The organism is Armatimonas rosea (assembly GCF_014202505.1).
Lineage (GTDB): Bacteria > Armatimonadota > Armatimonadia > Armatimonadales > Armatimonadaceae > Armatimonas > Armatimonas rosea.
In genome coordinates this window covers 723582-748709 of the sequence record NZ_JACHGW010000002.1, presented here as the reverse complement: position 1 = coordinate 748709, position 25128 = coordinate 723582, and the positions used below count along the sequence as shown (strand labels likewise).

Sequence of the window (25128 nt, the reverse complement as noted above, 5' to 3'; positions counted from 1 at the left end):
TCTTGAAGCGATCACCAGGGAGTCTGTCGATGTCGCCAAAACGCTTCTCGCTGCCCTCGCGTGGCTCGATCCTGAGCTTGCTCGTACCCAAGTGGGGGCTCTTCCCAATGCACTTTCCTCTCAAGAGCTTCATTTTGTTTTGCGAGAACAAATGCTTGATCAGTTTCAGAAAGCAAGATTTCTCCATTTAGGTGGCCAGGAGGCAATCCAAGCACACCTCACGCAGCTTAGTACCTTGCCAGCACACTCTCCTGCTTATGCGTATCAGTGCCAAATTCTCCACCTGGCTCAGCTTCACTCTACGCCCCCAACCAATCCTACACATGAGGTATCTTATTATTCTCCCTGGGATCACAATAATTCATACTATTCTCCTCTCCCGACAGACTGGCAGATACTCTTACCCGTTACTCGACTCTGGCAAGACAACCCGGCTCTAGCAAGCAGTGCTCCTTATAAAATTTTCCCAGTCGCAATCTACACTCTCGCAACTCTTAATCGAGAGAGCGATATTGCTCCCCTGGTTTCCCTTCTTCGTGAAAGAGTTCAGCGACGAGCCGAAATCATTGGTTTGGAGGCGGCGGCGATATTTAAAGCTCTGGACGTTCTGGCGCAGCACGATCTCTTAGGTCTCAGGGAGCTCCTTCCTCGCTTGATTGATGTCGTGGCTGCTGGAGTGGGCAACTATGCCTCGATCGTCACCGCAAAAATTCTAGCCCTGGCGGAGAAGTATGAACTGGAGCTCACTCCCCTCCTTCAAAAACTTGTCGAGAGGATCTTGCGCGAAAAAAATGCCCGGACAGCCCGGCGCTGGACACGCACTCTTTCTTGGGCACTCCGAACCCTTTACCCTGAGGCACCTATCGCTTACCGAGGTGCGCAAGACCTGCGTATCCTGGCCCTCTCTCGGACAGTTATTACGGGCTTGACAAGTAAGGCGAGCCTGAGTCCCCGAGAAGAGCCACGGCTACGACTCTGCTGGCGCTGGCTAGGGCGGAGTGAGGCTCTGGTCGCATCGGTGAGCCACGCACACTGGCAGGCAGACTTGCTCCACCGGAAAGCCCGACTGGAAAATCAGGTAGTGCGCTCGCGCAAGGCACGGCACCGGGCGCTGATACAATAGCGTCAATGACTCGGCGTGAACTGTTGCGGGCCTCTGCCGCTTCTCTGCTCCCTCTTCCGGCGCTTGCCGCCTCGCAAAAGAAAACCATCCAGCTCACGGGAACCGTGCTCTACTCCTACAGCGAGTGCTGCGATCTGATCCTACGGGTGACCCAGGTGACACTCGCCGACGGCACGACCCTGGCGCTGAGCCCGCCGCGGGCCAAGCGCATCGTGCTCGATGATGTCAGTGATCCGCCGGTGCTCGACGAAGGCGCGGCGCTGTGCGTGACGGGAATCGACCTGGGGCGCGGCAAGGCGCTCCGGGCGACGGCCTGGGAGAAGTCCGAGAGCGCTGAGGCAGGAGAGAGCGCCACCGTCCCCACCGAGCCCGAGCCTGCGCCCGCCGCGGTGACCCTGGAAGACGGCACACGGGTCGAGGGGAAGCGCCTGCTCACCCTGACAGCGACCGGCTATGGCCCCGGCGAGAACGGACAGTGGGGCGACCGCACCAAGCTGGAGACCTCGGTCGGCTACGGCACGGTCGCGGTCGATCCCCGGGTGATCCCCCTCCGAACGCGCCTCTGGGTGGAGGACTACGGCTTCTGTATCGCCCTCGATACCGGCGGCGCGATCAAAGGCATGCGAATCGACCTCGGGCACGACACCGACGAAGCCGCGGCGCTGGTCGGGCGCGTGCGTCGCAAGGTTCTTGTCTTAGGCTAACGAGCAGGCTTGCCATACTGGATAAGGCTGTACTGTAGAAGCGGCTGTGCCTCCCGGTAGAACCAGAACTGGTAGGTACGCGCATGGTGCTTTTCCGCTCTATACATGAGGACCTCATCCCTCAGTAACAGCTTGAGCCGCACTCCTTGCAAGTTGCTCTTCTGCAAGCTCGGCGGCATGCCCGCAAGGAGATCACGGTGCGCCACAATGCCCTGCTCCGAGGAGAGTTCCTGGAAGAGCCCCCGCTGGCGACAGTAGCGCCACAGGGGAAGGTGGTTGCACATCTGCCTCAAGAAGCTCCGATCAGGCTCCTCGAAGTACGCAAAGTCCACCGTTTGCAACTCCAAGAGGCCCTCCGTTAGTGGCTGTAGCGCAAAGAGCCCTGTCTCTTTCTCCTGTGCTTGTTTCACCTTCTGGATCGCCTCAAAGTTGACACAAAGCGAACGCTGCCCCTGGAGGTGCCAGCTCGACAGAGCTAAGATCAGTGTCCCATGATTCCACTTGTGGAGGCAGCTGAATAGAAATAACCACAAGAACTCCTCCAGGGTCGGCTTACAGTCTCCCGCCATACTGGTACTTCGGAGCGCCGCGGGGCCGAGAAAGAGAACATTAAGCTTGTTTTTCTTGTGCAGCTCCGCAAGAATGCGGTAGATCTGCGGTCTCTGTGCCTCGAAACGGCCCTCATAGCGAAAAGCAAGTTTCTCCTGAGGATGGGTCTCGGTGTCTCCCGCCACGAGCCAGTCCCGCCGGAGTTCCCTCTCAAACTGAAGCCCAAAGAGCTGTCCTCCTACCCCCGCATCGGGGAAGAGGTTCGAGTCTATCTCAAGATAGCCACTGGGCATGTCTCGTGGGAGGTGAAAACTCACTTTCTCTAGGGAGCGGCTCCGCTCACCAAAGAGAGGGAGCTGCTCGCGTAGAGCCGGGGAGAGCTGGGCACTGGCAATCTCGAAGGGTTCTCCTTTTAGGATGGCATCCACTGCCGTCGGGTCGGGGAGGCAGGTGACGAAGAACCGGAGCATTCGTGCCGTCTTAGCGTCCATTATCGGTGCCGCACTAAGCTCCCCTTGACGGAGACGTAGTGGCTGTGCCTGCATCTTAGGGAGAGACTGCTTTAGCTCTGCCTCGATCTCCGCATCCTCGTGGTTTTGTGCGTACTGAATTTGCTGGTTTAGGTAGGCCTTGAACGCATCGTGCATCTTGCGCTGTAGAACATCCACGTGATCGCGGTTGGCCCCAGATCGCTCCAGTGTGTAGCAATATGTTCCCCCCACCTTCTCCCGTCGGAAAGCGAAAGGTGCGTTTCTGTAGGACAGTGCGGACGCCAAGCTCTGCATCAATGCAAAGATGGTGCCCTCGGCGAAGAGGCAGCTTAGAGGGACGCCCGAGGCCCGGTTCTTTGGGGAGCAAGCCAGAGCGATCCCTGTCTGTTTTGCCAAGGACTGCACGAGCTCTCCGGTCAGGATATCCAGCTCGTACACCGACACTTTTTGCTGAAGGCGTGGGTCATCAGTGAGCCATGTCTCCGTAGACTGCTGCGTGGCAACGGCAAAAGGGAGCTGGACGAGCCCTGTGAGAGCAACCAGAGCTACTCTTCGTGAGAATTCCATGAAAACCTCCTCACCCCGACGGTATCAGGCTGTAGTATATCCCCTGCATCCATAGCGCTCCCAGGTAGAATAGGTGCATGCCCCTTGTTTTTGCCGCTATCGCCCCCCACGGTGGGGAGATCGTCCCCCAGCTCACCGACAACCCGGCGCTCATGGCCAAGACCCGCGCCGCGATGCAGGAGCTCGGGCGGCGCTTCGCCGCGGCCAAGATCGACACGGTGATTGTCCTCACGCCCCACGGGATTGTCGTGGAGGGGGCGCTCTCGATCGGGGGAACACGGCACGCGGCAGGGATCGTGGGAGAACCCGACGGCAAGCACATCAAGGCAGCCTTTACCAACGACCTGGAGTTCACCGAAGCCGTGATCCAGACGTGCGAGCAGGTGCCGATTCCCCTCGTGCGGCTGGTCGGGGAGGAGGGCAAGGAGAAAGCGGTCTTGCCACTGGACTGGGGAGTCGTGATCCCGCTCTGGTTCACCGCCCACCCGCTCACCAGCCCGCGCCCCCAGACCGTTGTCGTCGCCCCCAACCGAGGCCTGCCCCGGGAGACTCTCGTGCGCTTTGGTGTCGTGCTCGCCCAGTGCGCCGCGGAGACCGAGAAGCGGATCGCGCTAATCGCCTCGTGCGACCAGGGCCACGCGCACGACCCCAATGGCCCCTACGGCTTCTCCCCCGTGAGCGCGGAGCACGATGGCCAGATGTGCGCAGCGGTGGTCGCCGAGGACCTCGGGAGCCTGCTGGACTGGGACGAGGCCTTTCTGGAAGAGGCCAAGGTGGACGCGTTCTGGCAGACCATCATCCTGGCGGGCGCTCTCGGGCACACTCCGCTCACCGGCGAGCTCCTCTCCTACGAAGCCCCCACCTACTTCGGGATGCTCGTCGCCGCGTACGAGTAGGTTGGCTCGTTGAGATCGCCCCCGTTGGAGGGGGGCGTCTTACTGTCGCTGCGCGACACAAAGGGCTCCGCCCATTCCAAATTATGGCCAAAGGCCTTTGTGTCCGAGGTACGAGGACAGATAGACGCCCCCCTCCAACGGGGGCGATCTAAAACGAGGCGAGCTACTTCTTGGGCCAGTCCTTAGGCATCCAGCGCGGCAGGCGGGCGACCTGATTGCGGGCTGCCTCGCTCGTGGGAACTCCCCAAGCGGTGAAGAACGGCCCTAGGTTTTTATTGACCGCGCGGGAGAAGCGCACCAGGAACTGATCCCGCTTCTGCTCATCGGTGCGGGGAAGCGCGTCCTTGGTCGCCTTCTCGTACTCCACAAAGACTTTCTTAAAAGGCTCCCAGCCAAAGGCATCTCGTAGCTGCACAAAGAGGGTCAGCGCCAGAAAGGGATCGTCCTTCCACTTCTCGTAGGGAGCGCCTGCGGCCAGGTAGGCCTGTAGACGGTCGTGGGTCGCCTTGGGTGACATTCCAGGGTGGCCCTGCCTATCCCCGTTGAGCTTCTCGCAGGCATAGAGCGAGAAGAGGTTGTTGGTCACCTCGCCACAGCCCTCCCAGGTCCACCACGCGCGCTGGTGGTTGTGGCCCAGCTCGTGGTAGAAGCCCCAGTTCGGCTCCCCGCTCTTGCCGCGTAGCACGCTCAGCTCCACAAACCGCCGCGCGATCTCATCGGTGTAGGTCATGATCGGGTAGCCAGAGTGCATGTAGCCCGCGCTGATCTGCTTGTCCACGACGTAGCGCTCGGGGCGGGGGCGGTTCTTGGGGATCTGGTAGAGCTCTGCGGCCAGGTCCGCGACCTCGTCCCAGTAGGTCATCAGTGCCTCGGGGTCATCGAGGCCACGCACCACACTGGAGGGAACGGAGAGAATGACGCTCTTGCCTTCGAGCTCGGCCCACGGGCCGGGTGCCATGCGCAGGCGGCTGCGCCAGTCGGCGAGGGAGGTTGTCCCGCGCACGAAGCGCGGAGCGGCCACGGCTCCCGAGACCTGCACCACGACACTGCCCTTGGAAACCCCTTCGGGAACCTCGATATAGACACTCCCCCCAAAGGCGCTGGCGAGCTTCAGAGTCGGCTGCACCAAGCGGCGGCTCACGGTCACCTCTGGGAAGCGCTCCCACTTCTCCAGATGCCAGAGGGTATCGTCGTGACACCCGATCCGCACCGAGAGCCCCTTGCCCGCCAGCTCCGGCGGCAGGCTCACCGTGATCGGCACTCCGGGCGCGGCGTAGAGGCCCGTCCCATGCCAACCCGGAACCCCGGTATCGACCGCGACCGAGACACTCTCCAAGCGCGGGGCGTCAAAGGGAACACCGCCTGGGAAGTTCCCCGACGAGATATGCGCGGGCTGGCGGTCGGCGGGAGCGCGGCGCATGGCGCTTTGCTCTAGGACTGCACTCAGGCGTGCCACGGGCTGGTCTAGGCCGATAGGAAAGGGGACATTGGCGGCAAAGCGCTTGGTCAGGGCGGCGATCTGTGGCAGGAAGCGCGGCTCATCACTAGGAAGAGCCCCGACCGCACTCGTGAGGGTCTGCCCCACCTGGGCAAGGTCCTCGGCGGCGAGGGGCGTGGTGCCTTCTGCATGTCGCTGGAGAGCCGCGAGAGCGGTGCGTGCGTGGAGATACTCCAGTGAGCCCGTGTCGGTCTTCCAGCCCTTGGCGCTGGTCTTGTCAAAGAAGCCATCGGCCCAGGCGATCCCCAGGCGTGCAAAGAGCTTGTTGCCCCCGTGGGTACCACTGAGGGTCTGGTTGGGGTGGGTCTGGAGCCAGCCCCAACCGAGGGAGTCCATCACGATCCCTCCCCCACTGCGCACAAAGATCGTCAGTGCCTGCCCCATGCGCTCGCCCGCCTTGCCATCCAGAGCGGTCGCATCCATCACCACGGCATCGAAGTCTGGGGACTCCAGCTGTCCTTGGAGCTGGGTGGTGGTCAGGCGCACCACCTTCATCCCCGCCTTCTCCAAGACATCGGCAACTTGTGGCTTCTCCACCACCGCGACAGCGGCACCGGGGCTTGCGTTTACCCAGCGGACACTATTGAGAAGAAACTGCGTGTTGTCAAAGTTGGCCAGCGCCTCACGCCCCAGAAAGCCATCATGGCCAATGGCGACCACTTTCCCCCGCTCAAAGCGGCTCGCGGCGATCAGAGGCAGGCGGTACTTGCCCTCGCGCCCCGCCACCACCACAAAGGCATTCTCCCCAAAGACGGCGAGTGGCCCTGGAATGGCCCCAGGAGCGATCAGCTCCGTGACCCCTGCCAGCAAGGCAGTCTGGTCGGCTTGGGGGGAGCGAGCAAGTGTGGCATAGAGTGCCACGGGAACAACAAACGGCATGCCAGAACCCTACCACTGGGCAGGGGCGCTTGTCAACCTTCCTCAAGGGATAGGAGACGATATAATCTTGCATGGAACGAACGCTCAACGACGACCTTTTCTTTCACATGTACTTTGGCGACCTAGAGGGAGTGAAGACAGCCCTCGCTGCTGGTGCCGATCCCAGCGCAACTGCGTCGCACCACTGGCGCCTCTTCACGGGGCAGCGCTGGAAGTGGCTGGAGGCAGGCTCCCCCGCCGAGAAGAAGGAGCCACTCTTTGACCGACTCTGTACGGTCGATATTCGGGAGCTCTACCCAGGCCACGAGGATTTTTCCGACTTTCTGCCCAAACGAGAAACTCGCTCGATGTTAATGCTAGCCTTGGACCATCCTCACGGTGCAGTCGATCTTGCCGGATTGCTCCTAGAGGCAGGTGCCGATCCCAACCACGCCGATGAGAGCGGAAAGACCGCCCTCCACACCGCTGCCACACGGGGCTCCGCAGGGGTGGGGAAACTACTGGAGTACGGAGCCAATCCCCATGTTTTCTACATTCTGGGGACACCCCTGCACCTTGCTGCCCAGCGCGGCGATGCGGAGTCGGTGCGGCTCTTGCTGGCGGCAGGAGCCGATCCCAATGCCCGCAGGCTGCACGAGGCCACTCCGCTCCACCTGGCAACGGCTCACGGGGAGCTGGGTCTCTACAGCAAGGTCATGGAGGAGTTTCGTGCCCAACGCGAGCCCCACCAGTGGCGAGAGACCGTCCAAGCGCTCCTGGACGCCGGTGCCGATCCCGAGGCGGCTCTAGCACAGGACCAGAGCTCCCGTGCTCTGACACCGATGGGTTTTGCCGCCGGCCACGGCGATATCGAGCTTGTTGCGCTCCTGGAGGCAGCGGGTGCCTGCGCCTCGACCGGCCTTGCCAGCGCTTGTAGCACAGACAACCTGGCACTGGTACAGCGCCTCCTGGCCGCGGGAGCCGACACGGAGCAAGTGGATGGCCACGGCTACACGCCCCTGATGAACGCAGCAGGTGAGGGGCAGCTCGCGATTGTGGAGGCCCTCCTGCAAGCGGGAGCCCGCGCCGAGACGCTCCACGCCGAGGGCGGCGTCGATGCGCTCATGCGTGCGGTCTGTGCAAACCGGGTGGCGGTGGTGAAACGGCTCGCTCAGGAAGGGCTCCCCCTGAATCTGCTCTACCAGTACAAAGACGAGCGCAAAGAGACACTGCTTCACAACGCTGTCGAGCGGGGCTATGGGGAGCTGACCGCTCTGCTCCTCCAGCTTGGAGCCGATCCCGAGATACAGGATAGCACCGGGAGAACGCCGCTGGACTACGCCCGGCTGACAAAGTGGCAAGAGCACCAGCGCTGGCAGGAGGAGTGCGACGATCCCGAGGTAAAGGCAGTGTTCGCCCGGCTTGGGGAGTCTACCGAAGAGAGCTTCTATGCCAGCGATACCGAGGGACGCTACAGGGCCACGGACGCAGGCCGCGCTGCCTGCCGCGTGCTTCTGGAGGCGGCTAGGCGGCCCGGAGCGTGAAGAGGGTTACCTCGGGGGGGCAGTTGAGGCGGATGGGGTAGGCGGTGCAGCCGACGCCGCGGCTGACATAGAGCCGGGCCTTGTCGTAGGTTCCCCAGCCGTCGATCTGATGGAAGCCCTCCATGCCAGGAGGGAAGTGCGGCGCGATCCCCGGGACACGGAACTGGCCACCGTGGGTGTGCCCCGCAAGCGCAAGACAGGGCCGGTCCGAGACAAAGCGCACCCCGACCGGGTTGTGCGTTAAGAAAAGAAGCGCGGCATTGTCGGGGACGTTTTTCAGGGCCTTGGTGGGGTCGGGCGAGCCCCGCCAGGTATCCTCAATCCCCGCCAGGTGCAGGCCCGGAGCGAGCTCCTCACTCGCGTTGCGGAGCATACGTACCCCTGCGATGTCGGTCAGGAGCTGCGCGACACGCCGAGGGTCCTGGTAGTCGTGGTTCCCCAACACTCCCGCGATCCCCAGGCGTGGCTTAAGAGGAGCGAGCATCCGCGCAAAGGCATGGGTATCGACCGGGTCCCAGCGGACATAGTCGCCCGTGAGCACCACCAGGTCGGGCTTCCAGGCGGCGGCGCGGCGCACTGCGGCTTGAATCACCGCATCGGGGGTCAGGTTGCCCCGGTGCGGGTCGGTGAGCTGGGCCACACGGAGCCCATCGAGTGTCTTGGGAAGGCCGGGGAGGATCAGCTCATGGGCAACCGCCTCGACCCCAAAGGGCTCCGAGAGCCCCTCGGCCAGCACCGTGGCAGCCGCTCCCACACAGAGCTTCAGAAAGACCCGCCGTGTCGCCTCACGTCGCTCCTGAGGCGTGGAGGCACTTTGTTTCGCAAAGTTCATCGTGACTTAGTTACGAGCCCTCACCCGCAAATAGTTCCCAAGAGAAAAAAGTGGCGAAAATAGCGAACGGGCGGTATACTCGCATTTCTGTGTGACGGCAGAAATTGCCGATCCCTAACGATTTCTTTTTTTAGATTAAGGACAGCAACCATGCCCCTGCCAAAGCGACGACATTCGAGCACCCGTCAGGCCAAGCGCCGCACGCACTACAAGCTCACTCCCCCCACCCTGACCTACTGCAAGCGCTGCAACGAGATGGCGCGCTCGCACTACATCTGTGCTAGCTGTGGCTACTACAACGGACGCCAGTGGCTGACCCCCAAGGCGGAAGCCGAGGCGTAGGCTCTCTATTAACGGTTTGAGTCGGGAAGCCTGCCCTTGCCCGAGATGATCTCGATAGCGCTCGATGCCGTCGGTGGTGACCATGCCCCGGCGGAGGTCGTTCGTGGTGCAGTAGACTTTGTCCGCTCCGAAATCGGAGAGGGCGTACGAGTTCTGCTTGTCGGTGACGCACAGGTCATCGCGGCGGAGCTGGTCGCCTGTGACGCGGACGGAGACACGCGCCTGCCCATTGTGCATGCTCCTCAAGTGGTTACCATGGAGGAGCATCCCATGGAGGCGATTCGGAAAAAGCCCGAGTCCTCCATCGCCCTCTGTGCCAAGCTCGTCAAGAACGGCGAGGCACAGGCCACCCTCTCCGCAGGCAATACCGGTGCCTGTATGCTGGCGGCGCTGCTGATTATCGAGCGCCTTCCCGGCATCAGCCGCCCCCCCATCGCCTCCCTCCTCCCCACCGAGACCGGCCGTCACTGCCTGCTCGTGGATGCGGGCTCCAATGTCGACTGCCAGCCCTCCCACCTCGCCGACTTCGCTCTCCTCGGGGCACTCTACGCCGAGCGTGTCATGGGAATCTCCTCCCCGAGTGTCGCCCTGCTCTCCAACGGCGAGGAAGACACCAAGGGCAACGAGCTGGTCAAGAAAGCACGCCCCCTCCTCCAAGCGCTCCCTATTAACTTCGTCGGAAATATCGAGAGCAACCACCTCTTTGAGGGCGGAGTCGATGTCATTGTCGCCGATGGGTTCGAGGGAAATATCCTGCTCAAGGCCGCCGAGGGAATGGGCAAGCTCGCCATTGTCCATGTCCAGCGCACTCTCGCTGAGGCCCAGACCGACGGCGAGCGGGCCGTGCTTAAGTCCGCCCTGAAGAAGCTGATCGCGGCGGGTGACTACGCCGAGTACGGTGGTGCCCCGCTCCTGGGGGTCAATGGGCTCTCCCTCATCGCCCATGGCCGCTCCAATGCCCGCGCGATCTTCAGTGGGCTCCGGCTCGCCACACAGGCAGTGCGCTCTGGCTATGTAAATGCGGTAAAATCCGCCCTAGAAGGAATGCCCAAAGAATGAGGACGCTGCGGCGGGCCACGATTGCAGGAATTGGTAAGTACACTCCCGAGCGGGTAATGACCAACGACGATCTCTCTAAGATTGTCGACACGAACGATGAGTGGATTGTCCAGCGCACCGGGATTCGGGAGCGGCGGATCGCTGCAGATAATGAAGCGACCTCGGACATGGCGATCAAGGCGGCCCAGGAGGCTCTGGACCGCGCAGGCATCACGGCCGACCAGCTCGATGTCATCCTTGTCGCCACCTGCACCCCCGACTTCAATAACTTCCCTGCCACCGCGATGCTGGTCCAGACCGGCCTAGGGGCCTCCCAGACCACGGCCTTTGATATCTCGGTCGCCTGCGCAGGCTTTGCCCACGGGCTGGATATCGGGGCGCAGTTTGTCGAGACCGGGCGCGCCAAGAATGTGTTGGTGGTCGGGGCCGAGAAGATGACCAGCGTGGTCAACTGGGAAGACCGCGCCACCTGTATCCTCTTTGGCGATGCCGCGGGCGCGGTGCTGCTGCAGCCCAGCGACGATGAGAGTGGCTTGCTGGCATCGGACCTCGGGGCGGATGGGAGCGGCGCGTGCCTGCTCAACCTCCCCGCCGGCGGAAGCCGCCACCCCATGACCCCCGAGCTGCTCGCGGGCAAAGAAAACACAGCGCACATGGACGGCAAGGCGGTGTTTCGCTTTGGTGTCAAGGTCATGGGCGAGACCGCGCTCAAGGCACTCCAGCGCGCCGGCCTCACCGAGAGCGATGTCGATATGCTGGTTCCCCACCAGGCCAATATCCGCATCATCCAAGCCGCCGCCGAGCGCATGGGCCTGGTCGAGAGCGATGGGACCATCAGCAAGAAAGTCGCGGTCAATATCGACCGCTACGGCAACACCAGCGCCGCCTCGGTGCCGCTGGCACTCTACGAGGCCTGGATGGACGGCCGAGTCGCCGAGGGGGATATTGTGGTCACCATCGGCTTTGGTGCCGGGCTCGCCTGGGGTGCCAATGTGATCCGCTGGGGTAAGCTCAAGCCATGAAGCTCGTCTTTGTTTTTCCCGGCCAGGGTGCCCAGGCAGTCGGAATGGGCCATAGCCTGTTTGAGAGCTCTGCCGCCGCACGTGCCGCGTTCGAGGCGGTTGATGCTGCCTGTGGAGAGGCGATCTCTACCCTCTGCTTCGAGGGCCCCGAGGCGGCGCTCAAAGAGACCAAGAACACTCAGCCCTGCCTCTTTGCCACCAGTGTCGCCGCGCTCGCCGCGTGCCGTGAGGCGGGCCTAGAGCCTTCCGCGGTGGCCGGTCACTCGGTCGGGGAGTACGCCGCGCTGGTTGCCGCCGGAGCGCTCGATCTCGCCACGGGTGCCAAGCTCGTCCAGCAGCGCGCCCTCGCCATGGCCACTGCCGCCGCGCAGAACCCCGGCTCCATGGCCGCCGTCCTCGGGCTGGATGCCGGCGTTGTGAAGGAAGTCTGTGACAGTGTTGAGGGCATTGTTGTCCCCGCCAACGACAACTGCCCCGGTCAGGTAGTTATCTCCGGTGAGGCAGAGGCGCTTGCCACGGTCGCGCCGCTACTAAAAGAGCGCGGTGCCAAGCGGGTTCTCCCCCTCGAAGTCTCCGGTGCGTTCCACTCGCCGCTGATGGAGTCTGCGGCAGCGGCACTCAAGCCAGTGATCGAGGCCGCAGCGATCTCCGCCCCCGCCCTTCCGATTATTGCCAATGTCACGGCGGGCTACGAGAGCAGCGCCGACGAAGTCAAGGCCAACCTGGTTGCGCAAGTGGCGGGGCCCGTGCGCTGGACCGAGACCATCCAAAAGCTAACCGCCGACGGCTACACCCACTTTATCGAGTGCGGCAGTGGGAAGGTGCTGGCAGGCCTGATCAAGCGAATCGCGCCCGAGGCCGTAGTCTTCTCGGTGGGCGATAGCGCGAGCCTGGCCGCCGCGGTTGAGGGACTGAACGTATGAGCCTAGAAGGAAAGATCGCGATTGTCACCGGTGCCGGACGGGGGGGCCGTGGGATCGGGCGCGGGATCGCGCTGGCGCTCGCCCAAGCGGGAGCTGATATCGCCATCACCGCGCGTACCAATATCGCCGATGCCGAGGCGGTCGCAGACGCCGTGCGCGAGACCGGCCGCACCGCCTTGGCGATCCAGTGCGATGTGAGCGATGCCGCCTCCGTGGAGAGCCTCTTTGCCACCGTCAAAGAGCAGCTCGGGCGGGTGGATATCTTAGTCAACAATGCGGGAATCACACGCGATACCCTACTCTTGCGGATGAGCGAGGACGACTGGGACGGCGTGCTGGACGCGAACCTGAAGGGGACGTTTCTGTGCACCCGTGCCGCGGCCAAGCTCATGCTCAAGCAACGGTATGGGCGCATCATCAATATTACTTCGGTCAATGGGCAGGTGGGAAGCCCCGGACAAGCGAATTATTCCGCGTCGAAAGCGGGTATGATCGGGTTTACCAAGAGCGTGGCGCGGGAGCTAGCCTCACGCAATATCACGGTAAACGCAGTCGCGCCGGGCTTTATCGATACCCAGATGACTGATTTCGTCTCGGGCGACTCGCGAGAGAAGCTTTTAGAGAAAATTCCACTGGGCCGCTTCGGCTCGGCGGAGGACGTGGGCGCGGCCGTGGCGTTTCTAGCGTCGGAGGCCGCATCGTACATAACGGGGCAGACACTAACCGTGGATGGCGGATTAACCGTCTAGCGCCCCAGGCTTTTATTGAGGAGCATAAGGAAATGTCTACATTTGAGCGTGTGAAGAAGGTTGTGGTGGAGCAGTTGGAAGTCGACGAGAAAGAAGTCACTCCGGAAGCTTCCTTTGTGGATGATCTGGGAGCCGACTCCCTCGATGTGGTGGAGCTGGTCATGGGCCTCGAAGAAGAGTTCGATATCGAGATCCCCGACGAGTCCGCGGAGAAGATCACCACCGTCCAGCAGGCAATCGACTACATCGAAGAGAAAACCAAGGGTTAATTTCCCCGTTATACAGCGGTATGGGACCAAGGTCCCATGCCGCTGTTTGTTTTTTATGGTATCCCAAATACGTGAATAAGCGCATTGTCGTTACGGGTATAGGAGCGGTGACCCCGCTCGGCATCGGGAAGGATGCCTACTGGCAGAACCTCACCGCAGGGGTCTGTGGAGTCGGGCCGATCACGCTCTTTGATACCGAGGGTTTCGATGTCAAGATCGCCGCGGAGGTCAAGGGCTTCGACCCGACAGCCTACGTGACAAGCAAAGAAGCCCGGCGTATGGACCGCTTTGTCCAGTTTGCCGTCGCCGCGTCGCTGATGGCGCTGGAAGACGCCGGCCTGAGCGTGACGGAGCAGAACGCCGAGCGCGTGGGAGTCGTGATTGGCTCCGGGATCGGTGGCCTCCAGACGCTCGAGGACCAGGTGCGCATCTTAGTCGAGAAAGGCCCCAGTCGCGTCTCCCCGTTTCTGGTGCCCATGATGATCGGGAACATGGCCTCGGGGCACGTCTCGATCCTCACCGGTGCCAAGGGCCCCAACTCCTGTACCACGACCGCCTGCGCCTCCAGCGCCCATGCCCTCGGCGATAGCCTGGAGATCCTGCGCCGTGGTGCCGCCGATGTGATGATTACCGGTGGTGCGGAGGCAGGTGTCGTGCCCGTCTCTATCGCGGGCTTCTCCAACATGAAGGCCATGGCCTCCAACTTCAACGACAACCCCACGGCAGCATCGCGCCCCTTCGATGCCAACCGCTCCGGCTTTGTGATCGGGGAGGGTGCGGGGATCATGATCCTAGAGACCCTGGAGCACGCTGAGGCGCGCGGTGCCCATATCTACGCCGAGCTGGTAGGCTACGGCATGACCGGCGATGCCTACCACATGAGCTCCCCCCCGCCCGATGGCAACGGAGTCGCGCGTGCGGTCAGCTACGCCCTCAAGAACGCGGGGATCGAGCCCGAGCAGGTGCAGCACGTCAATGCCCACGCCACCTCGACACCGCTCGGGGACAAGGCTGAGGTCGCTGCGCTCCGCTCGGTCTTTGGGGATCACTTCGACAGCCTCGCGGTCTGTGCGACCAAGTCCATGACCGGCCACTTGCTGGGCGGCGCGGGTGGGATCGAGGCCGCCGCCACCGTCCTCTCCATCGCCGAGAGCCTCGTCCCCCCCACCATCAACTACGAGACCCCCGACCCGGACTGTATCGTGGACTGTGTTCCCGGTGTCGCCCGTAAGATGAATGTGGATGTAGCAGTCTGTAACAACTTCGGCTTCGGCGGCCACAACGCTGTCCTCGTCTTTAAGAAAGTCTGATGAGCCTCTTCACCCGGCACCCTGCCAATCCGATCATCGTGCCGGGTGAAGAGCTCTGGCGCCGAGCCTGTGTCTTCAATCCCGGCGTGCTCCTCGACGATGACGGAAAGTTCTATCTCTGGGAGCGGGCTGCGGGACAGCTGCGGCCGTTCCACTGCTACATTGGCCTCCAAGAGTCCGACGATGGCGTCAACTTTCGGCTGGTGAGCCCGGAGCCCGTCTTCACCCCCGAGCAGGCAGGTTGCGCCTTTGGGAGTGTCCAAGACCCGCGCGTGGTCAAGCTCGATGGCACCTACGTCATGACCTACGCCTACCGCCCCTATGCCTGGAGCAGCCATCCCACGGGCGTCGGCGTCCCCGAGTCGCATGAGTCTGAGTTTCCTGGCATCCCCTCGCCGCCTGTCACCGCGTACCAGGGCTCAAAAAATGTCATTGGGGGCAGACCCGATAATCTCACGCGCTCCGGGATCGCCGTCTCGAAAGACCGCGTGAACTGGGAGCACCTCTGCTGGGCCACCCCTGAGGACACCGACGACCGCGATGTGATTCTCTTCCCTGAGAAGCTCAACGGACGTTATGCGATGCTACGCCGCCCGCTCCACTGGGTCGGCGATGCATTTGGCACACCTGGCCCGGCGATGTGGATCTCGTTCTCCGACGACCTCCACCACTGGACCGACACACAGCTTCTCGCCAAGCCAGAGTTCGCCTGGGAAGACAACCGCATCGGCGGCTCGACTCCCCCCCTACGCACCGAAGCGGGCTGGCTGGTGTTCTACCACGGTGTCGAGACCATAGACGCCTCGGTGAAGCGCGTGGTCTATCGCATGGGCGCCTTGTTGCTGGATCTCGACGATCCCACCAAGGTTCTCGCACGCACCAAAGAGCCCTTGATGGAGCCAGAGCACTACTATGAGCGCTTCGGGCTCTACATCCCCAATGTTATCTTCCCCACGGGCAATGTCGTCAAAGACGGCCTGATCTATCTGTACTACGGCGTCTGCGACACCGCGATCGCCCTGGCGACGGCCCCCTTGGAGGCAGTCCTGGAAGTTCTACTGCAGAACCCGGTCTAGCACTACCGCTCTTTGCACCGCTCTCCAGCATTCCAGTCTTTCGTAGAGATCAGGTAGGTTCCCTCAGAGTCCGTACAGGTTCGCCGGTCCTCGTCCCAGCACACCCAAGGAAACCAGAGCAACGAAAGAGCCCCTAGCCCCAACCAGGCGAGAGCTCTCTTTTTGTCTTTCCGAAAGGCCTTTGCTCCTTGGTAGATTAACGTACCTCCGACAAGCCAGGAGAAGAGAACTTGTAGCCCAATAAACATAAAAAGCCCCCTCCCGAATTATCGGGTGGGGGCGTAAAGCTACTTAGCGGCCTTGGCGGCGGTGATCTCGGCGGTAAAGGCGGCGGCATCGTGCTTGCCAGACATCGCCTTGACCAGCTTGCCCGTGGGGCTAAAGACATAGGTACGCGGGATCGGGGACGTCGGCGGGGCCTTGGGCTCTAGCCACTTTAGGTAGGCGGCGATATCGGTGTTGGCCTTGTTGAAGAACGCATTGGCAGTCGCGCCCTGGGTCGTCAAAAACTTGGCAGACTTAGTCGCGGCGTCTTGAGGCGTGTCGCAGGCAACCGTGATGAGCGTTGCGCCGGCTGCCTTGACAGCCGCAACTAGATCGGGGAACTCCTGCTTGCAGGGCACGCACCAGGAGGCCCAGAAGTTCACCACGACAACCTTCCCTTTGTTCTTTGCGACAACGGCCTTCAGGCCAGCGGGGTCGATGGGAGCGGGACCGGGCATTAGTGTTTTTCCTCCTGGAGCTTCTGCAGCATCGCCACGGTATCGTCGGCGGCGTTCTTCACATTGATCTTGGTATCGACTGCGACAATGCGGCCTTTAGGGTTGATATAAAACGTCACGCGCCGTGCCACGCCACGCTCTTTGTTGAGCACTCCATAGGCCTCGGTCACTCTCGCCCCCACATCGGAGAGGAGCGTGTTGGTGAGGGCATCGCGCTCGCAGAACTTCTGCTTACTCTTGGTGTCTTGAGTCGAGATCGTGTAGACCTGGGCATTGAGCGGAGCGAACTTGTCTTTTCCTGCGGTGTAGGACTTGTTCTGCAGGGTGCAGCCCGCGGTCATGTCGGCGGGGTAGAACGCCAGTACAACCCATTTCTTGGCCTTCAATGCGTCTTTGAGGACGACAGGCTTGTCGTTCTGATCGGGTAGCGTAAACTCGGGGGCCTTCTTGCCGATCAGCGCGAGGGCGGGGTCGGCAGGCTTGGCGGCGACCGGGGGCTGGGGATCGCCTTGCACAAGGGGCTTGGCGGAGATCTCCTGCGCAAGCAGAAAGATAGGTATAAGGGAAAGCATTCTCTGGGTTCCTCCAAGGGATATTTTATCGTGTTTGTCGGTAGGTAAGTGCCAGGGACTGGAGCTGCTGGCGAAATGTCTCGCGTGTTTCACTATCGTCAGGGAGCACGGCATTTCGGCGCTCGACAGCGGCATTGGCCTGGGCGACGATCTCCGTGAGGAATGCCAGGTACTCGGGCAGCTCAGTGGTGTAGGCGGGGAGATAGAAGATGCAGAGGGTATCACCGCGAAAGACCACAGGGGGCTTGGAAGCGCGGACAGCGGCAGTGTAGATCCCCTCAAGCTCGGCGGCCCACTCCGGGCCAGGGTCACAGGAGAGTCGCACATAGAAGCCGTAGGTCCCTGGGAAGTGCGGGCTCACCTCAAGCGTCTCCGGGTCCACCCCGACAATCTGTGCAGTTCGGATTTGATCAGGCATGCTCCTATAGTACCCACTGCCCTGGGATCGCTTTGGTACGAATCTTGCCCTCTCTATTTTTTTTCCTGAATTGCGCGTCAAAATTTATTTTCTAGGGTATACTGTCCCTGTGTGAGGGTGTCCCTTCGCCTCGGCGAGTCCCCTCTGTATAGATTTCCAGGGGTTTTCGTCTCCCCCTGTGGTTTGGATCAACGTCCTATCGGGCACTGATTTTCAGGAGCAAAGCATGAAGTTTAAGAATCGCTTTATTCGTATGGCCATGGCCTTCGCAATCGTCGGTGTGGTGGCCACGCAGATCCCGGCTCGTCCTTCAGTCAGCCTGGCTGCGGACGGCTATGTAGATAATGGTAATGGTCTCCTGACCCTCAAGGGTGCAGGGGGTGCTGCGGTAGGTGGTGTTCTTGTTGGAGCCGTCTACGGTGCCATCGTCAACGCAGGCAAGACCAGCGGTGGTGCTACGATCAAGGGAGCTGGCCTTCCGGGCGCGGCCTCGAGCATCTACGAAGTCATCAGCGGCACCCCTGACTTCAGCGACCTCGCGAAGCTTATTCGCAACTCGGGTTCTGTTGATAAGTTCAGCCAGGGTTCCCTGACCATCTTCGCCCCGACCAACAGCGCCCTTGCTAAGGCTCTTGGTGCAAACAAGGTTGGCCTTCTGGGTGAGGCAGCGGGCAGCGATGAGGCCAAGAAGTTCCTGGACTCCATCACGGTGGCAGGTAGCTACAACCTACAGCGCCTGAAGGATGCCGCCAGCCAGGGCAAGACCCTACAGTCCCTCTCGGGCGATCCGCTCGTCCTCAAGCTTGAGGGTGACAAGCTGACGGTCAATGGGATCGAGATCCTGAGCAATGAGTATCCTGCAAGCAATGGCTGGGTTCTCTCTGCCAATGGTGTGGTCGCGGCCCAAGACTAGTCTCTAGTCAACAAAAAACACGAAAAAACCGGTAGCTTTTCTGCTATCGGTTTTTTTGCGTTCTGGCCTGATATTTGCATTCTCTTTTTCCGAAGATACAAACTGGAGTTACAGACTCCCCAGTTTTAATGGGAGAAGGAAATGAAGTATCAAGAGCGAGCTCTTCGTCTAACCGCAGCCCTCGCCATCGCGGGACTAGTCGCCAGTCAGATCCCCATGCGGGGCCAGACAGCCCTAGGCTCGGTTCAGCCTCCTTCGGGTGGTCAGCCAGCCGATGGGTATCTTAGTGGCAACAGCGACAATAGCGGCAGTTTTCTAGGCATCAAAGGGCTAACAAACCGAAATGCCATCACAGGCGTGGCCCTGGGGCTCCTTGGCCTTGGTGCCTACTCCACCATCCTGGACTCACGCGCCGTCGGAGCGGCGGCCGGTGGAGCAGCCAGTGGGCTCAATGGAGCCATGATTGCCGGGGCCAGCAATCAGCCCATCTACGATGTCCTCAAGAGCAAGCCCGAGGACTTCTCTGAGACCGTCCGGCTGATCGACTCCGCAGAGCAGGTCAACCTCCTGCGTGAGGATCACCCCTATACGTTCTTTGCACCGAGCAACTCGGGCCTCAGCCTGCTGAGTGCTACACAGCTTGCACAGCTCAAGGATCCCAGCAACAAGAGTGCTCTGGTCTCCCTGATCAAGCGCCACACCGTCTCGGGCCGCTATAAGATCAGCGAGCTCTTGGCGCTCAAAGACGGTACGACACTCGAGACTCTGTCTGGTGACAAGGTGACAGTGCACAATAAAAACGGGATACTGACCATCAACAATATCCTCGTGTCCCAGAACGATATCGCAGCTAGCAACGGCTGGATACACCCGATCGAGGCCCCTCTCCAAGAGCCTTAGACCACGAGCTCTCGTCCCAAAAACAGAGGCACCTGTGCCTCTGTTTTATTTTGTCACGTCGGCGACACGCGATGCGGAGTAGGTGCGCCCAAAGGAGTCCTGGTAGACAGCTTGCACTTGCACCATCCCTGTCTCGGCGGGTGGGAGGCGTAGGGATAGCTCGGAGTAGCCTGTTGTGGTGTCTTTAGCCACACGGTGCAGGGCCCACTCCTGGCTCTGAACCGGGCGCGGCACCGAACCAGGAGCCTGCTCAAACCAAACAGGGGCGACCCACTCCGTGCCAGGATGAGTAGGAAGCTCAGCGCCCTGGCTTGTGCGATAGAGGGCACGCCAGCGCAGCGTCTCTCCAGGATGGTAGGGGCCCTTACTCTGCTCGACAAGCTGAAAGACACCGCGTGGCTCTCCTCTTGGGTCCCACACACGCTTTCCAAGCCAGAGCCCTCCCGCACAGACAAGGACAGCAAAGACCGCTCCCGCGCCGAGTGTTGGCAGCTCACGCTGTAGCTTGGGCTCAGGATCAGCCAAGCGAGCACTCGCCAAGAGAATCCCCGCCAGGGTCCAGAAGATCGCCCAGACACCACAGAACTGAAAGGCGGGTGAGCCTGCCACCTCGGCCAGTGCTCCCAGCAGTGTCGCAAAGCAGGCAATCAGCAGTGTCTTCTCCCAGCCCTGTGCAAGCCGTGGTAGAGCCTTTGCTGCATAGCCCAAGAGGCAAAACATGGTCAGCACAAAGAGCAGCAGCCCAATACCCCCGGTCTCAGCAGCCCACTGAAGGTAGTAGTTGTGCGCGATATTCTGGTGCCCTGTCCCGTAGAGCAGGACTTGCTCCGGCGCATCACCGAGGTGTGTCCAGCGTCCCTGGAGGATTAAGTAGCCTCCCAGTCCCCACCCCAAGACAGGCTTGAGCGAGAGCATCTGGAGGGCGCCCTTCCACATGACCAAGCGAACCCCTAGTGAGCCATCCTCCAAGGGGTTGATCAGTGCAGCCGCACGACGAGAGAGCAGAGGTGCAACCCCTCCCACGAGTGCCATCACCACCAGAGCAGCCACCACCAGCACCAACGGGGAGGTGAGATTTTCTTTCCACGACTGCCGCCCCTGCCGTTTTGTCGTGCGCTCAGAGAGGGGGTAGCGCCACACTAGAAAGCCCATCACCAGCAGGGCAACGATCCCCCCTAGCCAGGCAGAGCGGCAGCGCACCATGATCCAGGCAAATCCTAGAACCAGGGATGCAGCTTGGGCGAGGAGACGCCCACGCTCCTCAATCGCCCGAGACAGCCCCAGTGTCAGCGCAAGAGGTAAGAGCAGAGCAAGCAGAGAGCCAACGCTCTCGTGGGTCCCGAGGATACTGAGGTTATTGGCCGAAAAATGCCCGGACTGCAGCCCTGTCTTCTGAGCGAAGTGTGCAATATCGTAGAGGGCGATCCCACACCCCAGACAGATCACCCCTCCTAGCACAACCCCAAGCTCTCGACGATCTTTTAAGGTATAGGCAGCAACTAGATAGGCCCCTGCACCCGCCAGCAGCCGAACGAGCTCCCCTGTCGCAACAGTTGTGTTAGGTGCCCAGAAGAAACTAGCCATTCCATAGAGTAAGCCGACCAGCCACACGATGTTTGGCAAACGTTTAAAAAAATGGATCAGTGGCTCGCTATAGTCACGACAAGATGCCAGCACGAAGAGCAGACCAATGGTCGCGCCCATCGAGAGATAGAGTCGGCCACGCGCCTCGATCAGAGGCACCTCAGCCAGTAACAAGAGCGCCAAGAAGAACAATAGTCCGAGCGGGCGCTGATTGCGTTGCAGCTCATCGAAGAGATCACGTGGCTCGCCTTGCTTCTTACGAAACCTTGCCCGTTCGACCTCACGCCGCTCCCAAGGGTCCGGTGCCTGGCTCATTCCCGCACCCTACTCACGCCTGCTCTCCGTGCTTGGGCGAGATGCACTCATAGCGCGCACGGTGCTCCACGAGACGGCGCTCCACTAAGACCGAAAGTCGCCGCTGGAAGGCATCTTTGCTGAAGGTCTCTGCGTGGGCACAGATTTGGGCAGGATCCAGCGAGAGCTTCTCCAAGCGCGTGATGGCATCACAAACGGCCTCTGGGGTGGGCTCATCAAAGAACAGCCCGGTTCGTCCTTCGATCACCGTCTCAATCGCCCCTCCTGCGCGGTACGCAATCACCGGCCTCCCCGATGCCATTGCCTCCACGGGGGCGATCCCAAAATCTTCCTCACCGGGAAAGAGAAAGGCACGGCAGTTAGAATAGAGCTCGGCGAGCTGCCCGCCATCAGGTAGCCGCCCAAGGAGCTCGATCGTGGGTCCAGCCATCGCTTTCAGTCGGCCCATATCGGGGCCTAAACCCACAATTTTCAGGGGAATTTTCAGACGGTTACAGGCTTCTATTGCAATATCGATTTTCTTGTAGGACAGCAACCGTGACACAATAAGCAAATAGTCATTTTTCGGGTTAGCCTCCACTCTAAAACGTGCAATATCTACAGGAGGGTAGACAACATCAGAATCACGACCATATACCTTACGAATTCTCCTCGATATATTAAAGGAGTTCGCAATATAGCACTCTATTCGCTGAGCAGCAATATAATCCCAGAGGCGAATGCGATGAATCAGAGGTTGCAACGCAATTTTCGAGAGTCTTCCAAAGTCTCCCTCGGTAATGTACTCATGATAGCGCCATGCAAACCGGGACGGAGAGTGGCAGTAGCACAAGTGACAGGTCTCAGGTGTTGTTAAGATACCATGCGCAAATCGTGTCGAGCTTGAGACCACAACGTCATAGCCACGCAGATCAAGGGTCTCAAATGCAAGGGGATACAAGGGTAGAAAGAGCTTGTTGTACCGTGCCTGGGAAGCCAAAGGGATTTTTTGCATAAACGAGGTACGTATATCCATCTTGGCAAAGGACGAAAACGTGCCCTTGGGATCGTACACAGACGTAAAGACAGGCGCGTCGGGCCAGATCTCGTGCATTGCCTCGACCACACGCTCCGCTCCCCCTCGCTGGGTCAGGTCATCATGGACAATTGCAATCCGCACGCTTTTCTTCCTCTAGCCTATTTTCTTCCAAGAAGCTCTTGGTAGAACGATTCTACCCCACGTGCAGAGTGAGCGGCAGTAAATTTTTCCCGAACCCGCGCATGTGCCGAGCGCCCCAGCATGCTAGCCTTCTCAGGGTGCAGCAACAGATCCTGGAGTGCATCTGCAAGGGCAACAGCATCCCCCATCGGAGTCCGAATCCCGTGTACCCCTTGCTCAATAATCTCCACCACGCCTCCCCCATCACTTGCGACCACAGGTAACCCTTCTGCCATCCCTTCCACTACCACCTGGCCAAATGGCTCCGGAGAGATACTGCAGTGAGCGAGTATGTCAAGCTGGCGCAGCAGTGCAGGCACATCACTTCGAAACCCTAGAAACTCCATTTGGCTCCCCAAGGGTTCCGCCTGTTTTTTTATCTTAGCCTCATAGTCAGCCTCCCCAAAAAGAGGGGCACCAATAATCTGGTATTGCGCCTCGATGCCACGATTTTTCAGTTCCCTAGCTGCATCGATAAAGACATGTTGCCCTTTCCAGGCAACAATCCGTCCCAGTAAACCAATCTTAGGTTTAGCGTCTCTCCACTCCGTAAAAAGAGTAGGACAAGCAGACTGAAGTTCACTCTCCATCAGCCCATCATAGACAACGCGAGAGAGCTGACGTCCAGCACCTTTAGGGAAAAGACCTAACTCGGTACTTTTTGAGTTTGTGATCACTCCATTTGGAATTTTCTGAGCAAACTTCTGAAAGAGAGTTGCAACCTTCGAGGGTAGATATGAAGAATCGATATAATCGCGTACATGCCATACGACAGGAACCCGTGCGATTTTCCCTGCAACTGCTCCATAAAAATCTGATTTTAACGAGTTACAATGGATCAAATCCATTTTTTTCGCTTTTGCGCGTTTCGCAATTCGGAGGGAATATCGGATGTAGGAAGAAGCAACTCCAACATCGCGGAGAGACCGTTTCCCCAAGCTATCTTTACGAATCTCTAGGATCTTCTCATCAATGGGATCGATCTCCGTTGTAACCCCCACGGATTGCAGACGACTAGCAAACTCTCCCGGCATGGGTAGTAGGACATTAGGCTCAACAACGCTTCGATCGAGTGCACTCAAAGTCCTATAAAGAGCAATCTCTCCACCCGACCATTTTGCCGTATGATCTAGATAAAGAACCTTGACTTTTGTACTACCGTCAACCATTACGAGCTAGCGCCTGCCTTAAGAATTTCAGACCGACGCTCATTATCAGGATTCGATTTCTTGTTCATGAAATAATATTCAAAAATAATCTTATCCATCGTACCAATGATCAACCAAAAGAACATTGACTGTGCATAATGCCCACCGGAGGACCATCGACCATTACAAGCAGTCATTAAGGCGAGAGTACTTAGTGCTAAAACATCTCTTGAATCATGCCAATATTTAGAAATGCCTATAAAAATACGGATACATAAAACAACATACAAGATCCCGCCGATAAACCCTAGGGAAGCAAACATATCCGATACATCCGTCTCGCTGGATCCACCACCGGCCCCAAACTTAGAGGCTCCAAGAGTACCTGCTCCCAAGCCAATTCCAGTAGGAACACGAAAACCCTGTAAAATCCCAGATGTAATTAGCCCGACGTGGAGCCCGCCGGTAGAATCTTTGCCAAGCGGATCAGAAAGTCCTTTGATTTGATGATTTACCAATATCTGTGTCTTATCATCAACTTCAACTTCTTTTACTCTCTCTAAACCAAAAGTGATTCCCCATAAAGCAACAACAACAGCGAAGGCGAGGCGAGGTAGCCAGGCACGATAATTCTTACCTTGGATTGCCCACATAACGACCATCACAAGAAAAATTGAAACCATACCGCCACGAGAAGAAGAAACAAATAAAGTGACAAACAAAGCAATAAATGGCACTATATAAATATATTTCTTTTGTAGGAAAGAAACCCAACACAAACCGGCTCCAATCACAATTACCACAACATATTCAGAAAATGACAGGAATGTTCCAAAAGGCCTAAAATACCCTTTACCAGCAGATTGCGTACCACCACCAGATGCAATCCAAAATTTCTCCACCTCACTAAACCCACCAAACCACTGTCGATTACCGATTATAATTTCAAAAACAGAAACTAAAACCATTACAAAAAACAATAGCGAGGCCATCTGCCTACTACCACGCATCTTGCCTACATAGTACCACAACAATGGCCCCAATCGGAATATGAGACCCGATAAACCAACTGCAATCCCACCCTGCAGAGGGTTAACAACCTCAAGAAACATTATAATCACAAGAGGCAAAAGAGTCTTCGAAATTGCAGTATTAATCGGAATTTTCCGAAGGACAACCAACCTCAAAAAATATAAAAGCGATACAAATGTACTAATCAGTGTAATGGGATCATTTGATATATAACCCGTCGATGGAATTAAAGCACGGCGAATCCAGCCCATATCGGCAAGATAAACCAGCATAATAACCGTACCAATGGAAACAGAGAACTCCAAAGTTGCCCAGATAATGGCAAAAATCAATATCGCAAGAGCATAGTGAACAGGGAGGCTTAGAGAATCCCCTGCACGAGCCAGCTCGCTAAAACTCCCCATCAGTACGGGAGACATCAAGAGAAAATTCGTAAGAGCAATACGCGAACCAAAAGTACCAATTTTACTCAGTCCGTGGCTCAACAATTGCTTTAAACTTAACATGAAATACT

The 25128-nt window shown here is 59.2% G+C and carries 24 protein-coding genes; 14 read left to right on the top strand and 10 right to left on the bottom strand.

Features of this window, described 5'->3' with window-relative positions; genetic code table 11:
• Positions 1-652: 652 nt before the first annotated feature.
• A complete protein-coding gene (locus tag HNQ39_RS11315; protein WP_184195545.1) occupies positions 653-1123 on the top strand; it encodes a hypothetical protein in 471 nt (156 codons plus the stop codon).
• A 5-nt stretch (positions 1124-1128) separates the two neighbouring features.
• The gene (locus HNQ39_RS30275; protein ID WP_184195542.1) at positions 1129-1827 is read left to right on the top strand and encodes a 3D domain-containing protein; all 699 of its coding nucleotides are present in this window, start codon (positions 1129-1131) and stop codon (positions 1825-1827) included.
• Here HNQ39_RS30275 and HNQ39_RS11305 read toward each other — a convergent pair.
• Positions 1824-3434 (bottom strand): hypothetical protein, encoded by a 1611-nt coding sequence (locus HNQ39_RS11305; protein WP_184195539.1) that lies wholly within the window; start codon positions 3432-3434, stop codon positions 1824-1826. The two genes, HNQ39_RS30275 and HNQ39_RS11305, sit on opposite strands and share 4 nt — an antisense overlap.
• A gap of 77 nt (positions 3435-3511) precedes the next feature.
• Between HNQ39_RS11305 and HNQ39_RS11300 the strand changes: the two genes are divergently transcribed.
• Positions 3512-4330: a DODA-type extradiol aromatic ring-opening family dioxygenase gene (locus HNQ39_RS11300; RefSeq protein ID WP_184195536.1), complete on the top strand. Its 819-nt coding sequence runs from the start codon at positions 3512-3514 to the stop codon at positions 4328-4330.
• Positions 4331-4493: 163 nt separating this feature from the next.
• Here HNQ39_RS11300 and HNQ39_RS11295 read toward each other — a convergent pair whose 3' ends face one another.
• Positions 4494-6707 carry a M60 family metallopeptidase gene (locus HNQ39_RS11295; protein WP_184195533.1) on the bottom strand — a complete coding sequence of 738 codons (2214 nt, stop codon included), beginning with the start codon at positions 6705-6707 and terminating at the stop codon, positions 4494-4496.
• A 71-nt stretch (positions 6708-6778) separates the two neighbouring features.
• Here HNQ39_RS11295 and HNQ39_RS11290 point away from each other — a divergent pair, with 71 nt between their 5' ends.
• Positions 6779-8230 (top strand): ankyrin repeat domain-containing protein, encoded by a 1452-nt coding sequence (locus HNQ39_RS11290; protein ID WP_184195531.1) that lies wholly within the window; start codon positions 6779-6781, stop codon positions 8228-8230.
• Here HNQ39_RS11290 and HNQ39_RS11285 read toward each other — a convergent pair.
• On the bottom strand, positions 8211-9062 hold the full coding sequence (locus HNQ39_RS11285; RefSeq protein WP_184195528.1) for a metallophosphoesterase: 852 nt from the start codon (positions 9060-9062) through the stop codon (positions 8211-8213). The genes HNQ39_RS11290 and HNQ39_RS11285 overlap by 20 nt on opposite strands.
• Before the next feature lie 150 nt (positions 9063-9212).
• On the opposite strand from HNQ39_RS11285, the gene rpmF reads away from it, so the two are divergent.
• From rpmF to HNQ39_RS11245, 8 genes are read left to right on the top strand one after another with little or no spacing between them, the layout of a single operon-like run.
• Positions 9213-9404 (top strand): 50S ribosomal protein L32, encoded by a 192-nt coding sequence (gene rpmF, locus HNQ39_RS11280; RefSeq protein WP_184195524.1) that lies wholly within the window; start codon positions 9213-9215, stop codon positions 9402-9404.
• Between the two features lie 45 nt (positions 9405-9449).
• Positions 9450-10463 carry a phosphate acyltransferase PlsX gene (plsX, locus tag HNQ39_RS11275; RefSeq protein WP_184197729.1) on the top strand — a complete coding sequence of 338 codons (1014 nt, stop codon included), beginning with the start codon at positions 9450-9452 and terminating at the stop codon, positions 10461-10463.
• Positions 10460-11485: a beta-ketoacyl-ACP synthase III gene (locus tag HNQ39_RS11270; RefSeq protein WP_184195521.1), complete on the top strand. Its 1026-nt coding sequence runs from the start codon at positions 10460-10462 to the stop codon at positions 11483-11485. The genes plsX and HNQ39_RS11270 overlap by 4 nt, the downstream gene beginning before the upstream one ends.
• Positions 11482-12408, top strand: coding sequence for an ACP S-malonyltransferase (gene fabD / locus HNQ39_RS11265; RefSeq protein WP_184195518.1), 927 nt, complete (start codon positions 11482-11484; stop codon positions 12406-12408). Before HNQ39_RS11270 ends, fabD begins: the two co-directional genes overlap by 4 nt.
• On the top strand, positions 12405-13157 hold the full coding sequence (gene fabG, locus HNQ39_RS11260) for a 3-oxoacyl-[acyl-carrier-protein] reductase (protein ID WP_184195515.1): 753 nt from the start codon (positions 12405-12407) through the stop codon (positions 13155-13157). Before fabD ends, fabG begins: the two co-directional genes overlap by 4 nt.
• A gap of 32 nt (positions 13158-13189) precedes the next feature.
• A complete protein-coding gene (gene acpP / locus HNQ39_RS11255) occupies positions 13190-13426 on the top strand; it encodes an acyl carrier protein (RefSeq protein ID WP_184195512.1) in 237 nt (78 codons plus the stop codon).
• 20 nt (positions 13427-13446) lie between these two features.
• A complete protein-coding gene (gene fabF, locus HNQ39_RS11250) occupies positions 13447-14736 on the top strand; it encodes a beta-ketoacyl-ACP synthase II (protein ID WP_246385439.1) in 1290 nt (429 codons plus the stop codon).
• Positions 14736-15812: a glycoside hydrolase family 130 protein gene (locus tag HNQ39_RS11245; protein WP_184195506.1), complete on the top strand. Its 1077-nt coding sequence runs from the start codon at positions 14736-14738 to the stop codon at positions 15810-15812. The genes fabF and HNQ39_RS11245 overlap by 1 nt, the downstream gene beginning before the upstream one ends.
• Before the next feature lie 287 nt (positions 15813-16099).
• Here HNQ39_RS11245 and HNQ39_RS11240 read toward each other — a convergent pair whose 3' ends face one another.
• The 3 genes from HNQ39_RS11240 to HNQ39_RS11230 are packed head-to-tail and all read right to left on the bottom strand — an operon-like array spanning position 16100 to position 17524.
• Entirely contained in the window at positions 16100-16534 is a 435-nt protein-coding gene (locus tag HNQ39_RS11240) for a TlpA family protein disulfide reductase (protein WP_184195503.1), read from the bottom strand.
• Positions 16534-17106 (bottom strand): peroxiredoxin, encoded by a 573-nt coding sequence (locus tag HNQ39_RS11235; RefSeq protein ID WP_184195501.1) that lies wholly within the window; start codon positions 17104-17106, stop codon positions 16534-16536. Before HNQ39_RS11235 ends, HNQ39_RS11240 begins: the two co-directional genes overlap by 1 nt.
• 25 nt (positions 17107-17131) lie before the next feature.
• Positions 17132-17524, bottom strand: a complete 393-nt coding sequence (locus HNQ39_RS11230; protein ID WP_184195498.1) for a hypothetical protein — start codon at positions 17522-17524, stop codon at positions 17132-17134.
• Between the two features lie 226 nt (positions 17525-17750).
• Between HNQ39_RS11230 and HNQ39_RS11225 the strand changes: the two genes are divergently transcribed.
• Both HNQ39_RS11225 and HNQ39_RS11220 read left to right on the top strand, forming a co-directional pair.
• A complete protein-coding gene (locus HNQ39_RS11225) occupies positions 17751-18437 on the top strand; it encodes a fasciclin domain-containing protein (RefSeq protein ID WP_184195495.1) in 687 nt (228 codons plus the stop codon).
• A 141-nt stretch (positions 18438-18578) separates the two neighbouring features.
• Entirely contained in the window at positions 18579-19337 is a 759-nt protein-coding gene (locus tag HNQ39_RS11220; protein WP_184195492.1) for a fasciclin domain-containing protein, read from the top strand.
• A gap of 45 nt (positions 19338-19382) precedes the next feature.
• On the opposite strand, the gene HNQ39_RS11215 is transcribed toward HNQ39_RS11220, so the two are convergent.
• The 4 genes from HNQ39_RS11215 to HNQ39_RS11200 all read right to left on the bottom strand — a co-directional run bounded on the left by HNQ39_RS11215 (position 19383) and on the right by HNQ39_RS11200 (position 25120).
• The gene (locus HNQ39_RS11215) at positions 19383-21236 is read right to left on the bottom strand and encodes an O-antigen ligase family protein (protein WP_184195489.1); all 1854 of its coding nucleotides are present in this window, start codon (positions 21234-21236) and stop codon (positions 19383-19385) included.
• Positions 21237-21249: 13 nt separating this feature from the next.
• Positions 21250-22230 (bottom strand): glycosyltransferase, encoded by a 981-nt coding sequence (locus HNQ39_RS11210; protein ID WP_246385542.1) that lies wholly within the window; start codon positions 22228-22230, stop codon positions 21250-21252.
• 182 nt (positions 22231-22412) lie between these two features.
• Positions 22413-23603: a glycosyltransferase family 4 protein gene (locus tag HNQ39_RS11205; protein WP_184195482.1), complete on the bottom strand. Its 1191-nt coding sequence runs from the start codon at positions 23601-23603 to the stop codon at positions 22413-22415.
• Positions 23603-25120: an O-antigen ligase family protein gene (locus tag HNQ39_RS11200; RefSeq protein WP_184195479.1), complete on the bottom strand. Its 1518-nt coding sequence runs from the start codon at positions 25118-25120 to the stop codon at positions 23603-23605. The genes HNQ39_RS11205 and HNQ39_RS11200 overlap by 1 nt, the downstream gene beginning before the upstream one ends.
• Between the last annotated feature and the right edge of the window lie 8 nt (positions 25121-25128).

Excerpts from the sequence above, each read along its gene's own strand:
- plsX (WP_184197729.1), top strand. The coding sequence starts at position 9,450 with ATGATCTCGATAGCGCTCGATGCCGTCGGTGGTGACCATGCCCCGGCG.
- HNQ39_RS11230 (WP_184195498.1), bottom strand. The coding sequence starts at position 17,524 with ATGCCTGATCAAATCCGAACTGCACAGATTGTCGGGGTGGACCCGGAG.
- fabG (WP_184195515.1), top strand. The coding sequence starts at position 12,405 with ATGAGCCTAGAAGGAAAGATCGCGATTGTCACCGGTGCCGGACGGGGG.
- HNQ39_RS11240 (WP_184195503.1), bottom strand. The coding sequence starts at position 16,534 with ATGCCCGGTCCCGCTCCCATCGACCCCGCTGGCCTGAAGGCCGTTGTC.
- HNQ39_RS11285 (WP_184195528.1), bottom strand. The coding sequence starts at position 9,062 with ATGAACTTTGCGAAACAAAGTGCCTCCACGCCTCAGGAGCGACGTGAG.
- fabF (WP_246385439.1), top strand. The coding sequence starts at position 13,447 with ATGGGACCAAGGTCCCATGCCGCTGTTTGTTTTTTATGGTATCCCAAA.
- HNQ39_RS11305 (WP_184195539.1), bottom strand. The coding sequence starts at position 3,434 with ATGGAATTCTCACGAAGAGTAGCTCTGGTTGCTCTCACAGGGCTCGTC.
- HNQ39_RS11235 (WP_184195501.1), bottom strand. The coding sequence starts at position 17,106 with ATGCTTTCCCTTATACCTATCTTTCTGCTTGCGCAGGAGATCTCCGCC.
- HNQ39_RS30275 (WP_184195542.1), top strand. The coding sequence starts at position 1,129 with ATGACTCGGCGTGAACTGTTGCGGGCCTCTGCCGCTTCTCTGCTCCCT.
- HNQ39_RS11245 (WP_184195506.1), top strand. The coding sequence starts at position 14,736 with ATGAGCCTCTTCACCCGGCACCCTGCCAATCCGATCATCGTGCCGGGT.
- rpmF (WP_184195524.1), top strand. The coding sequence starts at position 9,213 with ATGCCCCTGCCAAAGCGACGACATTCGAGCACCCGTCAGGCCAAGCGC.
- HNQ39_RS11215 (WP_184195489.1), bottom strand. The coding sequence starts at position 21,236 with ATGAGCCAGGCACCGGACCCTTGGGAGCGGCGTGAGGTCGAACGGGCA.
- HNQ39_RS11270 (WP_184195521.1), top strand. The coding sequence starts at position 10,460 with ATGAGGACGCTGCGGCGGGCCACGATTGCAGGAATTGGTAAGTACACT.
- acpP (WP_184195512.1), top strand. The coding sequence starts at position 13,190 with ATGTCTACATTTGAGCGTGTGAAGAAGGTTGTGGTGGAGCAGTTGGAA.
- HNQ39_RS11300 (WP_184195536.1), top strand. The coding sequence starts at position 3,512 with ATGCCCCTTGTTTTTGCCGCTATCGCCCCCCACGGTGGGGAGATCGTC.
- HNQ39_RS11205 (WP_184195482.1), bottom strand. The coding sequence starts at position 23,603 with ATGGTTGACGGTAGTACAAAAGTCAAGGTTCTTTATCTAGATCATACG.
- HNQ39_RS11295 (WP_184195533.1), bottom strand. The coding sequence starts at position 6,707 with ATGCCGTTTGTTGTTCCCGTGGCACTCTATGCCACACTTGCTCGCTCC.
- HNQ39_RS11290 (WP_184195531.1), top strand. The coding sequence starts at position 6,779 with ATGGAACGAACGCTCAACGACGACCTTTTCTTTCACATGTACTTTGGC.
- HNQ39_RS11220 (WP_184195492.1), top strand. The coding sequence starts at position 18,579 with ATGAAGTATCAAGAGCGAGCTCTTCGTCTAACCGCAGCCCTCGCCATC.
- HNQ39_RS11210 (WP_246385542.1), bottom strand. The coding sequence starts at position 22,230 with ATGCAAAAAATCCCTTTGGCTTCCCAGGCACGGTACAACAAGCTCTTT.
- HNQ39_RS11200 (WP_184195479.1), bottom strand. The coding sequence starts at position 25,120 with ATGTTAAGTTTAAAGCAATTGTTGAGCCACGGACTGAGTAAAATTGGT.
- fabD (WP_184195518.1), top strand. The coding sequence starts at position 11,482 with ATGAAGCTCGTCTTTGTTTTTCCCGGCCAGGGTGCCCAGGCAGTCGGA.
- HNQ39_RS11225 (WP_184195495.1), top strand. The coding sequence starts at position 17,751 with ATGAAGTTTAAGAATCGCTTTATTCGTATGGCCATGGCCTTCGCAATC.